The 15,896-nt window shown below is 38.8% G+C and carries 10 protein-coding genes; 5 read left to right on the plus strand and 5 right to left on the minus strand.

Annotation, left to right across the window (positions count from 1 at the left end; translation table 11 throughout):
* The first annotated feature begins 237 nt into the window (after window positions 1-237).
* The 3 genes from LVD15_RS25450 (at window position 238) to LVD15_RS25460 (ending at window position 5,279) form a co-directional block, all read left to right on the plus strand.
* Window positions 238-3,159 (plus strand): leucine--tRNA ligase, encoded by a 2,922-nt coding sequence (locus LVD15_RS25450; protein WP_233778000.1) that lies wholly within the window; start codon window positions 238-240, stop codon window positions 3,157-3,159.
* 186 nt (window positions 3,160-3,345) lie between these two features.
* The gene (locus LVD15_RS25455; protein WP_233778001.1) at window positions 3,346-4,596 is read left to right on the plus strand and encodes a hypothetical protein; all 1,251 of its coding nucleotides are present in this window, start codon (window positions 3,346-3,348) and stop codon (window positions 4,594-4,596) included.
* A gap of 98 nt (window positions 4,597-4,694) precedes the next feature.
* Entirely contained in the window at window positions 4,695-5,279 is a 585-nt protein-coding gene (locus LVD15_RS25460) for a pentapeptide repeat-containing protein (RefSeq protein ID WP_233778002.1), read from the plus strand.
* Between the two features lie 66 nt (window positions 5,280-5,345).
* On the opposite strand, the gene LVD15_RS25465 is transcribed toward LVD15_RS25460, so the two are convergent.
* The 4 genes from LVD15_RS25465 to LVD15_RS25480 all read right to left on the minus strand — a co-directional run bounded on the left by LVD15_RS25465 (window position 5,346) and on the right by LVD15_RS25480 (window position 12,339).
* Window positions 5,346-7,751 (minus strand): ABC transporter permease, encoded by a 2,406-nt coding sequence (locus LVD15_RS25465; RefSeq protein ID WP_202245228.1) that lies wholly within the window; start codon window positions 7,749-7,751, stop codon window positions 5,346-5,348.
* 77 nt (window positions 7,752-7,828) lie between these two features.
* Window positions 7,829-10,204: an ABC transporter permease gene (locus LVD15_RS25470; RefSeq protein WP_233778003.1), complete on the minus strand. Its 2,376-nt coding sequence runs from the start codon at window positions 10,202-10,204 to the stop codon at window positions 7,829-7,831.
* Between the two features lie 145 nt (window positions 10,205-10,349).
* Window positions 10,350-11,039 (minus strand): ABC transporter ATP-binding protein, encoded by a 690-nt coding sequence (locus tag LVD15_RS25475; protein WP_233778004.1) that lies wholly within the window; start codon window positions 11,037-11,039, stop codon window positions 10,350-10,352.
* Between the two features lie 49 nt (window positions 11,040-11,088).
* Entirely contained in the window at window positions 11,089-12,339 is a 1,251-nt protein-coding gene (locus tag LVD15_RS25480; protein ID WP_233778005.1) for an efflux RND transporter periplasmic adaptor subunit, read from the minus strand.
* Between the two features lie 299 nt (window positions 12,340-12,638).
* On the opposite strand from LVD15_RS25480, the gene LVD15_RS25485 reads away from it, so the two are divergent.
* Both LVD15_RS25485 and LVD15_RS25490 read left to right on the plus strand, forming a co-directional pair.
* Complete coding sequence (locus LVD15_RS25485) at window positions 12,639-14,033, plus strand: sigma-54-dependent transcriptional regulator (RefSeq protein ID WP_233778006.1); 1,395 nt, start codon at window positions 12,639-12,641, stop codon at window positions 14,031-14,033.
* Window positions 14,023-15,372 carry a sensor histidine kinase gene (locus LVD15_RS25490; RefSeq protein WP_233778007.1) on the plus strand — a complete coding sequence of 450 codons (1,350 nt, stop codon included), beginning with the start codon at window positions 14,023-14,025 and terminating at the stop codon, window positions 15,370-15,372. Before LVD15_RS25485 ends, LVD15_RS25490 begins: the two co-directional genes overlap by 11 nt.
* 2 nt (window positions 15,373-15,374) lie before the next feature.
* Here LVD15_RS25490 and LVD15_RS25495 read toward each other — a convergent pair whose 3' ends face one another.
* Window positions 15,375-15,875 (minus strand): HNH endonuclease, encoded by a 501-nt coding sequence (locus tag LVD15_RS25495; protein ID WP_233778008.1) that lies wholly within the window; start codon window positions 15,873-15,875, stop codon window positions 15,375-15,377.
* Between the last annotated feature and the right edge of the window lie 21 nt (window positions 15,876-15,896).

Below are 15,896 nucleotides of genomic sequence, written 5' to 3' on the forward strand. Positions count from 1 at the left end.
AGTGTTTTATATTGTGCAATACAAACATAATATATAAATATTTAACCATACCGCATAATTAAACGTACTTCCCTCCTTCAAACCTGAATTTATGAATCATTAAAATAGCAACACAGGTCACTGTAGTTATTTAACTGCATCAATAATTGAAGCACTAAACACATTTTACTTCCCCCAACCCTTCTAATGCAATAAAATCCTCTTATTTTTGCAGGTCTGTAAACTAAAACAACCAAAATGGCAGAATATAACTTCAGCGAAATAGAGAAAAAATGGCAGCAGTTCTGGGCTGACAACGACACATATAAAGCTTCAGTAGATCCTTCAAAACCTAAATTTTACTCTTTGGATATGTTTCCATATCCTTCAGGAGCAGGATTACACGTAGGTCATCCGCTGGGATATATCGCTTCTGATATTGTTTCTCGATTCAAAAAACTGAAGGGCTTTAACGTGCTCCACCCTATGGGGTTTGATGCTTTCGGTTTGCCGGCTGAGCAATATGCTATCCAAACCGGACAGCACCCTGCTATTACTACAGAAGAAAACATTAAAAGATATAAAGAGCAGCTTCGTAATATAGGCTTCTCTTTTGATTGGGATAAAGAAGTGCGCACCTCAGACCCTAAGTTCTACAAATGGACTCAGTGGATCTTTATGCAGCTTTTTAACAGCTATTATAATAACAACACTGACAAGGCAGAATCTATCGAAAGCCTGGTAGCAGAATTTGAAGCGAAAGGTAATGCCGCTGTTAATGCTGTTTGCGATGAAGATACTCCTGCCTTTACTGCTGAAGAGTGGAAAGGGTTTTCGGAAAAAGAACAACAGCAAATATTATTAAAATACAGGCTTTCTTACTTAGCTGACACCACCGTAAACTGGTGTCCTGCATTAGGCACTGTACTTTCTAATGACGAGGTGAAAGACGGCTTCTCTGAAAGAGGCGGTCACCCTGTGGTAAGAAAGAAAATGATGCAGTGGATGATGCGCATCACGGCTTATGCAGAAAGGTTACTGACCGGCCTGGAAACTATCGATTGGCCAGAGCCTTTGAAAGAAATGCAGCGCAACTGGATTGGTAAATCTATGGGTGCGGAGCTGGATTTTAAAGTAGAGGGTCATGATATAGATATCACTGTTTTCACCACCAGAATAGATACTATTTTTGGTGTTACCTATCTGGCATTAGCGCCGGAAAGTGAGTTGGTAAAGCAGTTAGTTACTGAAGACCAGAAAGAGACTGTAATGGCTTACGCCGAAAAAGCGGCTAACCGATCTGAGCGCGAGCGTATGACGGATGTAAAAACCATTACCGGTGCTTTCACTGGTGCTTATGCTATCCATCCTTTTAGCGGCGAGCAGGTACCTATCTGGGTGGCAGATTATGTATTGGCTGGCTACGGCACTGGCGCAGTAATGGCCGTACCTGCTGGTGATCAGCGCGATTATGACTTTGCCAAGCACTTTGACCTTCCTATAGTACCTATTATTGAAGGGGCTAATATTGAAGAAGCCGCTGACCCCACTAAAGAGGGCATCATGATTAACTCAGGTTTTCTTAACAGACTTTCGCCTAAAGAGGCCATTCTTAAAGGCATAGAGGAGCTGGAGAAACAAGGCATAGGTAAAGCTAAGATCAACTATAGAATGCGCGATGCTATTTTCACCCGTCAAAGATATTGGGGTGAGCCACTGCCTGTTTACTATCAGGATGGTAATCCGTATTTGATGGATACTGATAAGCTGCCTTTGGTACTGCCTGAAATAGATAAATACTTACCTACTGAAGATGGTGAGCCTCCTTTGGGCCGAGCTAAAGACTGGACTACAGAAAAAGGCGATCCTATAGAGCTGAGCACTATGCCGGGTTGGGCAGGTTCTAGCTGGTACTTCTTCCGCTACATGGATGCTCATAATGAGGATGCCTTTGTTAGCAAAGAAGCGCAGGAATATTGGGAAAATGTAGACTTATACATTGGTGGATCGGAACATGCTACCGGACACTTATTATATTCAAGATTCTGGACTAAATTCTTATATGACCAGGGTTATGTTACTGTAGAAGAGCCCTTTAAAAAACTGATCAACCAGGGAATGATCCAGGGAGTATCTAGCTTAGTTTACAGGCTTACGTTAGAATATACTGGATCTTCTGAAGGTCAAAAGCCTGAAATATATCTTTCAAAAGGCATTATAGATAAGATTAAGAAATCCAATCTAACAAATGCAGAAAAAGAGATTATTGAAAAACTGATTTCAGAAGGTATCGCATCGTTCAATCAAAACAACGGCACAGACCTTACGCCAAAAGAGATTAGCTTCGATCAAATCACTCCTATTCATGTAGACATTAATATGGTTTATAATGATGAGTTAGATATCGAAGCCTTTAAAAAATGGAGAGCTGAGCTTAAAAATGCCATTGTTATACCTGAAGCTGACGGAAAGTACCTTTGTGGTTCTGAGGTAGAGAAGATGTCTAAGTCTAAGTACAACGTGGTAAACCCTGATGACATCATTGAAAAATACGGCGCTGATACTTTAAGAATGTACGAAATGTTCCTTGGGCCATTAGAGCAATTTAAGCCTTGGAATACCAACGGTATAGATGGCGTATTCAAGTTCTTAAGAAGGTTCTGGAACCTATTCCATGATGATAAAGACAATTTCTTTGTATCTACAGAAAAGGCCACTAAGGAAGAATTGAAAGTGCTTCATAAAACCATTAAGAAAGCTCAAGAAGACATTGAAAAGTATTCTTTCAATACTTCTGTAAGCGAGTTTATGATTTGTGTGAATGAGCTTACTTCATTGAAGTGTAACAAAGCAGAAATTCTTGAGCAACTAGTGATCGTTTTATCTCCTTACGCACCTCATATTGCAGAAGAGTTATGGAGCAAGCTAGGTCATGTAACCAGTGTTACTACGGCACAATTCCCTGCTTATGATGAAAGCTATTTGGTAGAAGATAGTCATGAATATCCAGTATCAGTAAATGGAAAAATGAGAGCTAAAATGTCATTCCCTACAGATATGCCAAGAGAAGAAATTGAAAAGCAGGTTTTAGCTTCAGAAATTATACAAAAATGGCTTGAAGGTAAAACACCTAAAAAGGTCATAGTAGTACCAAAGAAAATTGTGAATGTGGTAATTTAACTTACAAGATAATTACTCATCAAAAAAGAGGTCGTCTTTACACTAACAGTCGACCTCTTTTTGATGCTATATTTCCAACAAAGCTTTCACTGATTCATAATCACCAATCAAATGTATTATAAAATTGACAATATAAACTTTCACTTTTACAGTAAATATTAGTTTCTTGCAGCCTATTTAGCATTTATGAGAAGTCCTTCCTTTTTAGTCGTAGTTCTAATCCTTATTTCTTATGGATTGCAGGCTCAAAATATATCCAGTGAGCACCAAGCCAAGCTCGATCAAATAAAAGATCCGGCCAAAAGGGAAAGGCTATATAAAAAATACCTGAGAAAGGATGCTAAAGAAATGGAGAAGCAGCTCTCAGAAAACCAATCCGATTCCACCTCTAATGATTCTACATTAGTTAATAAAGCTAAAAAAGAAGCACTTTCTATTGCCCAGGATTCCCTTCAGAATCGTAACCTCCCAACTGCACTTCCAATAGATACCACCTCCACTTTAAAAGAAAAAAGCCTTAAAGTTATTCATGATGAGTTAGACATCCCCACTGACAGTGCGGCCATCAAAGCTGAAGCCAAAACCAGGCTAAAAAACGAACTCGGCACTGACATTCCAGACATCAAGTTAGATTCTACCACCGTGGATCAAGCTGAAAAAGAATTGACAAAAAGAGCGGAAGAAGAACTTAAAAAAAGAGGCGATATTCAATCATTAGATGGTGCCGAAAATTCTGAGTTTTCACAATTAGAGAACTATAAAGATCAACTAGAAAAGACTCAGGAGCAAATGCGCCAAGCAGATGCCAAGCAGGCCATGAAAGCAAAAATGACCTCCCAGGCTAGAGAGTTTATCACCCAACATGCTGACAAAATTCAAGAGGTACAATCTAAAATGAATGGCCTTAAAAAGAAATATAGCTATGTGCCGAATAGCAATGACTTAAGTACCGCAAAAAAGCGCAACTCTCTGGAAGACAAAACTTTTTGGGAGCGAATAAGCTTAGGCGGCAACTTTAACGTAAGCAAAACAAACCCTGTAACCGTAGATCTATCGCCTGTAATTGCCTATAAACTTAATAAGGTCTCTGAAATTGGTATTACCGGGTCTTATAGAACTGAATTTGGTGCTGATAAATCAGGTTTAAGCGGCCTGGACGATGAGACCTATGGTTTTGGAGTCTTTGGAAATCATACTGTATTCAACAACTTCATGGTGCAGCTAGAAGGGGAATGCCTGAGAACTACTACCGGGTCTGCAGAGCAAAACGAAAGAAGCTGGAAACAAACCTTGCTATTGGGTATTGGAAGACGATTTAAAGTGACCAAATGGCTAGAAATGCAAACATTGGTCATGTTCAATGTACTCCACAATCCTCCTAAAAGCCCCTACCCTTCTCCTGTGGTGTTTAAAACTGGCTTTAGGATAGTGAAATAACCTTCGCTATTAAACCTGCATATTGATGCATCAATAATAGGAATTAGTTCATAAAATACTCTTGAGGTTGCCTATTTTTGCCGGAGAGAACAACAGATATGAATACTACCGAAGACCCTAAAGTTTATCAATCAAAAGTCTTTTCAAAGATTAAAGCAGCTGGCAAAAAGATCACCAATCGTGAGTTTATAAAATGTAAGTTTAAAGATTGTGATTTTAGCAAAGCCGATCTCAGTGACAATGACTATGAAAGCTGCGAATTTAATCAGTGTAACTTCACTATGACTATCATGGAGAGTGTGGGGCTTAGTAGTTGTACGTTTGTCAACTGTAAACTTATGGGTGTCGACTTCACTCGCTGTAACTCTTTTCGTTTTTCCTTCAACTTTCATGAATGCTTTTTAGACTATAGCATATTTGTAGGCACAAAAATGAAAAAGACCATTTTCTCTCACTGCTCATTAAAAGAAACCAATTTCTCTAACACCGATCTCACCCTGGCTTCCTTTGACAATTGTGACTTAGAAGGCACCGTTTTTTCTCATACCATTTTAATTGGAGTCGACTTTAGAACCGCCAAAAACTTCAGTATTGATCCTAACTATAACAAGATGAAGAGAGCAAAATTCTCATCAGTTAACCTAGCAGGACTTTTAGATCAACATCAGTTGAATATAGAATAGCACAAAAACAGACAGGCTCAAAAGTAGTTACTTTTGAGCCTGTCTGTTTTTATTTATAATCCCTAATTACTCATACTTCAAAGACCGAACAGGGTCCACCTTAGCGGCTTTTAAGGATTGATAGCTCACGGTAAGCCATGATATCAATAAGGCAGATAGTCCGCCCAGGGCAAAGATCCAATAGCTGATCTCTACCTTGTTAGCAAAACCCTCTAACCAACTGTCCATTACATAATAAGCCGGATAGATAGCCAGGACAAAAGCAATTAGTACGAGCTTGGTAAATTCTGCTGACATCAGTGAAGTGATGCTCCACACACTTGCTCCTAAAACTTTTCGTATGCCTATCTCTTTGGTTCTTTGCTCTGCCATAAATGCTGCTAAACCAAATAAACCAAGGCAGGCTATAAATATTGCCAAAACAGTAAATACCGTAAACACTTTACCTAGTCGCTGCTCTGATCGAAATAGCGCATCATAGTCTTCATCTAAAAATGAATATGAAAGCGGATCTCCGGTCATATACTTATCCCAAGCGTTGGTAATGTCGGCAACCATTCTACCAGGATCATCTCCCGCTATACGAACATACAGTACATTTCCTGTATTGGTAAAATGAAGCACTAATGGCCTCACATTGAACTTCAAACTTTCATAATTATAATCTTTCACTACCCCAATAACAGCTCTACTCACTGCCGAATCTCCATTAAAATCAATGATTTTTTCACTCAATGGATCTTGCCATCCCATTTCTCTAACAGCCGCTTCATTAATTACCACTGCGTTAGAGTCTGACGGAAAATCTCTGCTAAAAAACCTTCCTTCCACTAGCTTCAAGTCCAGTGCTTTGAGATGGTCGTAATCAGCATAATAGGTAGACATCATATGATCAGCAGCATCTCCTTCTCCTCTGAAGATGGTGGTATTATTAACTCCCGGCACTGTATTATTAGAATAGCTAACGCCGGCTATATTGGTATTAGCTCTCAATTCATTTTTAAAGGCCACTTGATTTTTGTCCAGACGAGAGGCATCATTTATTAAAAGAATATGATCTTTATCAAAACCCAAATTCTGATTTTGAACGTACTTGAGCTGCTGATAAACAATAGCTGTGCAGATGATAAGCACTATTGAAATCCAGAACTGAAAAGTAACTAAAAAACTTCTGACTCCTCCACTCTTCATACCTGCTCTCAGCTTTCCTTTAAGCACTTCAGTAATTTTAAATGAAGTGAGATATAAAGCCGGATAACTACCTGCTAGTAAACCTACGAATATTATTACCGCAAATAAGATCCCCAACAAGTTGATATTTAATAACTGACTTGCCTGTAACTCCTTCCCTGATATTTCATTAAACAAAGGCATTAATGCATAAACCACACCCATAGCTAACACCGCACCTATTAAAGTATAAGCAACGGATTCCGTTAAAAACTGGCCGATCAAAGTGGTTCTTAGTGAGCCTAGCGTTTTACGAAGCCCCACTTCTTTAGCCCTACCTGCTGATTTGGCTGTAGTAAGATTCATGAAATTAATACAGGCAATTACCATAATAAATATGCCTATGACGGTCATAATCCAGATGTAGCTCATACTGCCCGGAGGTTCGGGTTCATCTCTTAAGCTGGATTTCAGGTGAATATCATAAAGAGGAATACTCCAATACCGATAAATACCGCCTTCATTTCTAAATTCCGCCAGGCTTTTACCCATAAACTCCACAAAAGTAGGGCTCACATGTGTTTCAATCATGGCATCCATCTTGTGATCTACCTCCGCCGGGTTACCAGTTTTGTTAATCATATAATAAGTCCACAAGCTATTGCTAAGCCATTGATCTCTGTTCATCCAAGGGAAGGAGCTGGATGATAAAAGAGCATTAAACTTTAAATGAGAGTTACCTGGTACCTCCGCAAAAACACCAGTAACCTTATAGCTAGACTTATCATTACCTATGGCCATAGTCTTATCAAGCGGATTTTCATCACCAAAGTATTTCTCTGCTAATAATTCAGAAATAACTATACTATTCGGATCTTGCAACGCTTTATCAGGATTACCTTTAACCAGTTCATAGCTGAAAAAATTAAAGAAATTAGAATCAACAGCCATCACTTTATCTTCTTTAAATGCCTTCTCTTCATATCGGAATATCCACTCGCGCATATCATTGACACGTGTGGCTTGTTCTATTTCTGGTATCTCCTCTACTAATGCCTTATATAATGGGTAAGCAGTGCTGGTAGTATGTACCTCCTGCCCGGCTATCTTGCCATGCAAATTGACTCTATAAATTCTATCTCCTTTTTCATTGAACCGATCATAACTAAGTTCGTCCTGAATATACATTACAATGAAAAGCGTACCTGCAATACCTATGGTAAGCCCAAGAATATTGATGACCGAAAAGAGTTTGTGTTTAGTAATGTTGCGAAAAGCAACTTTGAGGTAATTAGTTAACATGTGTGTTGTTGTTTGAGTTTTTGACCTTTGACCTTTAGACTATATTCTTTTAATGATGTTACATCTATTATGAAAAATTATTCATCACGCAGGGTGTCTACCGGATTCATAGCGGCAGCATTGTACACTTTAGAGCCTATTGTAATTAATGAAACCACTAGTATCAAAACTATGCCTACAATAAAGGTAATAGGACTAGTATGTTGATAAAAGCGCCAAATACTGGCCATTAATGAATCAATAAAATAATAGCTGGCCAGTGACCCTAACATGGCCGCTATAATCAATATGATATAAAACTGAAGGTTAAGCCTATAGGCAATATTAGATATGGAAGCTCCGAGCACCTTCCTCACTCCTATTTCCTTCATTCTCCTGATAATATTCAATGAAACCATGCTGAACAGACCACTGGCAGAAAGTAAAGTGGCTACCAGTCCCAGAAAAATAAACATCTTCAAAATATTAGTATTTACTGAGCTGGCCTCCTTACTATCACTATCCATAAAAACAGCAGAATATAATCTATTAGGAAACAGCTCCTTCCATCTGGCAGCCATATATTCATTTACATCTTTGAGTTTAGATATTTTTGCTTTTACTATAATCCGACTGTATTCATCATCATTATTCAACCTGAAGATAGTGGGCTCAATATCCTGCCAAAGGCCGCCAGAATAGTAGTCCTTCATTACACCTACTACATAGAGAGGCACAGTATCTCTCCAGACCACTTTGGCTCCCAAAGGCTCATTAAGCCCTAATTGACTAGCCAATTTTTCATTAATAATGATCGATTCATTTCTATCCGTCTCTGAGTCCTTATTAAAATTTCTTCCTTCTAACAAGGTCATGCCCATGATATCCATGTAATCATAGTCCACCTCCAGTATATCTGTCTCCAACTCCTGAGATTCATACTTAATAGGATCATTAATCATAGCGGAAAGGATATGATGTTTAGTACCGGCTACTGCTATAATATCATCATTACCTTCAAGTTCGTTTTTATATAGATCAAATTCCTTTTTACCATTAATGTAGCTATAGATTATTCCTTCCCTTTCAAATCCAAAATCAAACTTCTTTTGATAATCAGCATTTTGAATAAAAGCAACAGCTGCTATTAAGGCAATAAGAGAAATACTAAACTGTACGCAAAGCAGCACTTTAGTAAGCCAATTAACACCTCCAAATTTAAAGGTTCCTTTCAGTATGTTGGTAGCTTCAAATTTGCTGATATAAAATGCAGGATAACTCCCTGCCACTAGCCCTGTGAATATCAACAGCCCTAGCATAAACAGCAGAAAATTGGCATTAGAAAGGTAGTTAAGATCAAGATCTACAAAATCCCACATTTGATTATAAGCAGGCACCATAATCTCCGCCATAAGAAGAGCCACTATAGCTGACAATAAACAAAGCGTAATATTCTCTAAAAGAAACTGAAAAATCACCTGGCTTTTTCGGCTGCCCATTACTTTTCTAATGCCTATTTCTTTTAAACGCCTACTTGAAATGGCTATGGAAGTATTGGTGAAATTACAAATGGCGATCAGCAATATTAAAATTGACATGACCACCGGAGCAATTACCGCAGGAGTAGGCAGACTGTTTCTGAACCAATGGTTATGAACATCCTCTCTTTGCTTTCTCACCGCCATACCTTCGAAAGGTTCCAGATAAAAAGAAGCTACTTGAAAATCTTCTCTGGCTTTATTTTGAATGGGAACGTACTTTTGCAATTCATTCTCTATGGCAGGTATGTTTTTCTCATCAGGTACGTGAAGAAACAATACATTCCACCTTTTCCAATTATCAATTTCCTCATCCTGAAAGCTGTCATAATAATTATCCATTAGAGTTACAGCATCGAACTGAAAGCTTGAATTATCAGGCATTTTTTCAAATACGCCGGCTATAATATACTCGTGAGTGCCACTATCGAGCATATGAGTGATTTGCTGGCCAATTGCCTCCTTATCTCCAAAGTATTTCTCAGCCACCTCATTACTGATAAATATCTTAGACTTATCATTAAAATCACGCTCTACACCACTTACTAAGGGAAAAGTGAAAGTTTCAAAAAAGCCTTTGTCTGCAAAGAGTATATCTGTAGCAAAAAGATCATCCTCCAGTTTAATGTTTGAATATACAGGCACGCAAGTCACCACTTCCTCTACGCCGGTAAGTTTATCCTTCACCGTGTTGCCCAGCGGCTGAGGCGCTATTCCATTTCTAGTAACATTCCCCTGAAAATCTCTAAGAAAGTCTACCCTATATATTTCATCGGCATTAACATGCTGCTTATCAAAATCTACATTAAAGCTATAATTAAGGTAGGCTACAATACAACATGCCATGGATATGCCCATTCCTAAAACATTGATAAGGACAAATACTTTACTCTTCCAAAGACTGCGAAAGGTGATTTTAAGGTAATTTTTGAACATGTCGGTGAGATTTAGGAGTGGAGTTATAAACCAAAGACTAATGAGTGAGAGCAAAGGTTGCATGAAGAAATAATTTTCCCTGCTCAGTACCTTGTATTACCAAGTATCGAAATGAAATAAAACCGGCCTAAACCGGTTTCTTCATTTATATATGAAATTGTTCTTTAATATTCTCAGTTACCACTTTACCATCAAACAAGTTAATGATACGGTGAGCATAATTAGCATCATATGGAGAGTGAGTAACCATAATGATAGTGGTACCTTCCTCATTCAGCTCAGCTAATAATTTCATCACTTCTTCACCATTGGCAGAGTCTAAGTTACCCGTAGGCTCATCCGCTAAAATTACGCTTGGCTTAGCTACAATGGCTCTTGCAATAGCCACACGCTGCTGCTGACCACCAGAAAGCTGCTGCGGGAAGTGGTTACGTCTATGCATGATGTTCATTCTCTCCAGCACTTCTTCTACACGCTGCTTACGCTCTGCTGAAGGTACTTTTAAATACAAAAGTGGTAGCTCTACATTTTCAAATACAGTAAGTTCATCAATCAGGTTAAAGCTCTGAAAAACAAAGCCAATAGATCCTTTTCTAAGCTGTGCTCTTTGTCTTTCAGAATAATTAGCCACTTCATGCTCTCCAAAGTGATATTCACCATCACTCGGGTTATCTAACAGTCCTAAAATATTCAGAAGTGTGGATTTACCACAGCCTGATGGCCCCATAATAGCTACAAACTCCCCCTCTTTAATTTCAATGTTAATGCTATTGAGCGCAGTGGTTTCTACCTCATCAGTAGTGTAGACCTTTTGTAAGTTTTTGATTTGTATCATTGACATAGGTTTAAATTTTTTAAGTTTTGAGTTTTTGACCTTTATATTTTTATTTTAGAACTAATACTTCGTTATCACCAAAGTTATCATAGCTGGAGGTAATCACTTTTTCTCCTGGCTGCAAACCTTCTAGTACTTCAAAGTTTTCAGGATTCTTCCTGCCTAGTCTTATTTTTCTTTTCTCTGCCGAAGAACCATCTTCACTCACTACATACACCCAATTACCACCAGTATCTTTATAGAAACCTCCTACTGATAGCAGCAGCTCTTCTGATGATTGCCCCAACTCTATTCTTAATCGTAATGATTGCCCTCTTCTGATACCTTCAGGAGCATCATTTACAAACTCCATATCTACCTCAAATCTTCCATTAGTAATGGTAGGGTAAATGTAGGTAATGACCAGCTTATACTCCTTATTGGCAAAGGTGGTAGTGGCATTTAAACCAGTAGATATTCTAGGTAAGTAAAGCTCATCAATAGGAACTCTTACTTTGTAACTACCTATTTTATCTACCTGCCCTAATCTCTGTCCCTGGCTTACTGCCTGTCCTTCAAATAATGGTGGAGTAGAAAGCTGGCCATCTATAGGTGACTTAATGGTTAAATTGTCTAAGATCTGACCTACACCTTCAAGGCTTTGCGTCATTCTTCTCTCTGATCGGTTTAGCTGAGTAAGCTGTCTCACTCTAGAAAGAGAGTCATTTTTATAGCTTGTATAGGTGATTTTTCTTCTTTTTAAGTTGTATTCGTAATCTGCCTCAGTTTGCTCAAACTCTTGCTTGCTGATTAGTTTCTTCTCATAAAGCATTTTTTGTCTTTCATACTGTGGCTTCAGCTTAGCCAGCTCATTATCTATCTGAGCCAGGGTCTGCTGTTGTTGTAAGTCATTCTGTTCTAAAGAAAGTCTGGTTTGGCGTACTCTGTTAATACTTTCGTTAAGTCCCGCTTCTTGAGACAACACGCTCAGCTCTCTGTTAAGGTTAGAAAGCTCCACTATCACATCTCCTTTTTGCAGCATGGCTCCACTTTCCTTATACACCTTCTTTATATTTCCTCCTTCTATAGCATCTAAGTAAAAAGTAACACTTGGCTCTACTGTACCTGTTTGAGGTATCCTCTCCTGAAAGATTCCTCTTCTCACAGAAGAAATGGTTATTTTTTCTTTATCAACATTAAGCTTTGATCTTCTATCAGCAAATACTAAGAGATATATTATAAAGCCTAGCACCAAGGCTCCTCCTCCTATGGTGGCTATCTTTTTAAAGGTCCACGTTTTTTTCTTTATTTTTCGGTCCATGCAGACTAAGTGTTTTAAGGTTTGATTTCTCTTTTGCCAACAAGTGTGCCAAATGGCCTGAAGCCTCAGATACGACCTTTTTCGCAAAAAACACCAGTCCGATTACGTTCATGAATGGACGTGATCGTCCGCCACCGAACAATAAAACGAACAATTATTTGTCCGGTTTTCATTTATTGAGTAACATAAAGCTTTATTCTTAGTCATATGAGCGCAAATACATGATTTTCATCGATGAGCATACCATTTAGGTATCACCTTTGCCTTCTAAGCATAAAATCGAACACAAACATTCTAACATGGGCGATAAGACAAATAAGACAGGACGTATACTAATAGTAGATGATAACGAAGACCTTTTAAAGGCAGCCAAAATATTTTTGAAGCGTCATTTTGAGCAGGTAGATTTAGAAAAGAACCCACAAGCCATCCCTTCGCTAATTACTAATGAAGACTATGATGTCATATTGCTCGACATGAACTTTACTAAAGATGTAAGTAGTGGTAAGGAAGGCTATTATTGGTTAGAAAAAATTCTGGAAATAGACCCTTCTGCTGTAGTGGTATTGATAACTGCTTATGGAGATGTACAAATGGCCGTAAAAGCAATAAAAGCAGGAGCCACAGATTTTGTACTGAAACCATGGGAAAACGAAAAACTACTAGCCACGCTTTACTCTGCCATGAAGCTCAGACAAACCAGACAGGAGGTAGAAGATTTAAAGATCAAGCAAAAAGAGATTAACCTGCAGATTAACTCCAGGTATGAAGATATAATAGGCAAAAGCTCCGCCATAAGAAAAGTGTTTGAAACCATTGATCGTGTGGCTGGCACTGATGCCAATGTGCTGATACTCGGTGAAAACGGAACCGGAAAAGAGCTAATAGCCCGAGCGCTTCACAATAATTCTAACAGAAAAGATGAAGTATTTATCAATGTAGACTTAGGTTCAGTAAGCGAGACTTTGTTTGAAAGTGAGCTGTTCGGTCATAAAAAAGGAGCATTTACTGATGCCAAAGAAGACCGGGCCGGGCGTTTTGAAATCGCCAATAAAGGCACACTTTTTCTGGATGAGATCGGAAACTTATCTCTCCCCCTACAAGCTAAAATACTTACCGCCATACAGAGCCGAAAGGTAAGTCGTGTAGGCGCTAATAAAGAGACTAACATAGACATCAGGCTGGTTTGTGCTACTAACATGCCGCTGTATGATATGGTGAAAGACAATAAATTCAGACAAGATCTTTTGTACAGAATCAATACCATAGAAATAGAGCTGCCCGCCTTACGAGAGCGAATTGAAGACATTCCGCTACTGGCCAATCATTTCTTAAAGCAATATGCGGAGAAATATGAAAAACCTGCACTTAAGATCAGCGATGCCGCTGTCAGCAGAATGCAAAAGCACCACTGGCCTGGCAATATCAGGGAGTTGCAACATGCTATAGAGAGAGCCGTAATTATGAGTGGTTCTCAAGTATTACAACCCGAAGATTTTAATTTTAATGCTCAGCCACAAAACACCATGGAGGGCGAAAATGTAACTTTGGATCAGTTTAAACTGGAAGATGTAGAAAAAATCCTAATCAGAAAGGTGCTAAAGAAATACAATGGAAACATTACCCAGGCAGCTTCAGAATTAGGCTTAACCAGATCCTCACTCTATAGAAGGTTAGAAAAATATGGTTTATAAAGATTTTAGATTTAAAGTAGCATTTCGCGTTATATTACTAGGCCTCACTATGGCCGCTTTTATTTATTGCATAGGCTCAGACACCCTATTTGTAACTGCCATCATAATAGGTGCTGTAGTTATTTTTGAACTGCTGGAGCTATTTAACTTCATTTCTAATACTAACCGGAAACTAACTCGCTTTTTAGAATCAGTGAAGTACTCTGATTTTTCATCAGGATTTGCTGCCGACAACCGCCTAGGTCAAAGCTTCAAAGACCTTAATCAGGCTTTTAATGAAGTATTGGAAGCCTTCAGAAAAGCCCGATCAGAAAAAGAAGAGCACCTGCAATACCTCCACACCGTGGTAGAGCATGTAAGCACTGGCCTGATGTCCTTTGACGAGCACGGTAAAGTAGAACTGATGAATGCCACGGCCAAGCGTTTCTTAAAAGTAGAGCGACTGAGAAATATAGAAGAGTTAATAGCTGATAAATCCAGGTTATACAAAGTGCTATTTGATTTACCTACCGGAAAAAGCACATTATACCGTAGTGAAGGAGACATTCAACTATCAGTACATGCCACTGAGCTGATACTGAGAGGCAAAAAAATAAAGTTGATCGCCTTCCAGAACATACAACCAGAATTACAGAAAAAGGAACTGGAAGCGTGGCAGAACCTTACCCGGGTATTGCGCCATGAGATCACGAACTCCATCACTCCTATTGCCTCGCTTACTTCTACCATGAAAGATATTTTAATGGAAGATCTGGAAAAGCACGAAGACCATTATACCTTGGAAGATGAAACGGTAGAAGACTTGCAAGATGGCCTCAGCACTATCTCTGGACGTAGTCAGGGACTAATTCGCTTCATAGATGCATACCGCGATTATACCTCTATTCCATTACCGAAAATGAAGCCTATCAAAGTAGCTCATTTGCTCGATCATATTTCTCAGTTAATGAAAGTAGAAGTAAAAAGGGCTCAGATCAACTATAGCTGCCAGGTAAACGACGAAAGTCTGGAGTTAAACATGGATGAAGAACTGATAGAGCAGGTACTTATTAACCTTATTAAAAATGCCATTGAAGCACTGGAAGATACGGAGGCGCCAACCATAGTTCTATCCGCCTCCACAGATAGCAGCAGTAATATTAGAATTAGTGTTACAGACAATGGCCCTGGCATTATCAGAGAAGCTCTTGATCAAATATTTATTCCTTTTTATTCTACCAAAAAAAGAGGGTCAGGTATAGGATTAAGCCTTAGCAGGCAAATCATGCAGCTACATAATGGTTCTCTATCAGTAACATCAGAACCTCATGTAGAAACCGAGTTTACACTTACTTTTTAGTATTAGTGGCGTTTGAGAAAAGGCATCCATTCATCGCAATGGAAACCTGAAAAATCTCTTAGGAACATAATGTAGGTAGGCCTGAAAGGACTGGTTTTAAGGCTTATTCCTACTTCTTCCGGGCTGTTATCTCCCTTTCTGGTATTACATCTTTTGCAGGCTGTAACCAGGTTATTCCAGGCAGATTTTCCTCCTTTGGAGCGAGGTACTACATGATCTAGAGTAAGCTCCTTTTTAGTGCCGCAATACTGACAGGTAAAGTTATCTCGCTTAAATACATTTTGCCGGGTAAGCGCCACTCCTTTATAAGGAACATTGACATATTTAGTCAAACGGATAACCGCAGGCATAGGAAAACTTTTAGTTACTGAGTGCAGTTTATACCCATTGGCTGAAGCCACCAATTCTGTTTTCTTCAAATAATTAAGAAGAAAGGCTCTTTGCACAGTACAAACTGAAATTGGACTAAAATCCTGATTTAAAACTAGCACCTTACGGTTCATCCTCTTAATATAAACGCATTC

It is taken from the genome of Fulvivirga maritima (genome assembly GCF_021389955.1).
In the GTDB taxonomy this organism is placed as follows: domain Bacteria; phylum Bacteroidota; class Bacteroidia; order Cytophagales; family Cyclobacteriaceae; genus Fulvivirga; species Fulvivirga maritima.

Bases quoted from the DNA above. Each gene is read 5' to 3' on its own strand.
- LVD15_RS25450 (WP_233778000.1), top strand. From the start codon at position 238: ATGGCAGAATATAACTTCAGCGAAATAGAGAAAAAATGGCAGCAGTTC.
- LVD15_RS25455 (WP_233778001.1), top strand. From the start codon at position 3,346: ATGAGAAGTCCTTCCTTTTTAGTCGTAGTTCTAATCCTTATTTCTTAT.
- LVD15_RS25460 (WP_233778002.1), top strand. From the start codon at position 4,695: ATGAATACTACCGAAGACCCTAAAGTTTATCAATCAAAAGTCTTTTCA.
- LVD15_RS25465 (WP_202245228.1), bottom strand. From the start codon at position 7,751: ATGTTAACTAATTACCTCAAAGTTGCTTTTCGCAACATTACTAAACAC.
- LVD15_RS25470 (WP_233778003.1), bottom strand. From the start codon at position 10,204: ATGTTCAAAAATTACCTTAAAATCACCTTTCGCAGTCTTTGGAAGAGT.
- LVD15_RS25475 (WP_233778004.1), bottom strand. From the start codon at position 11,039: ATGATACAAATCAAAAACTTACAAAAGGTCTACACTACTGATGAGGTA.
- LVD15_RS25480 (WP_233778005.1), bottom strand. From the start codon at position 12,339: ATGGACCGAAAAATAAAGAAAAAAACGTGGACCTTTAAAAAGATAGCC.
- LVD15_RS25485 (WP_233778006.1), top strand. From the start codon at position 12,639: ATGGGCGATAAGACAAATAAGACAGGACGTATACTAATAGTAGATGAT.
- LVD15_RS25490 (WP_233778007.1), top strand. From the start codon at position 14,023: ATGGTTTATAAAGATTTTAGATTTAAAGTAGCATTTCGCGTTATATTA.
- LVD15_RS25495 (WP_233778008.1), bottom strand. From the start codon at position 15,875: ATGAACCGTAAGGTGCTAGTTTTAAATCAGGATTTTAGTCCAATTTCA.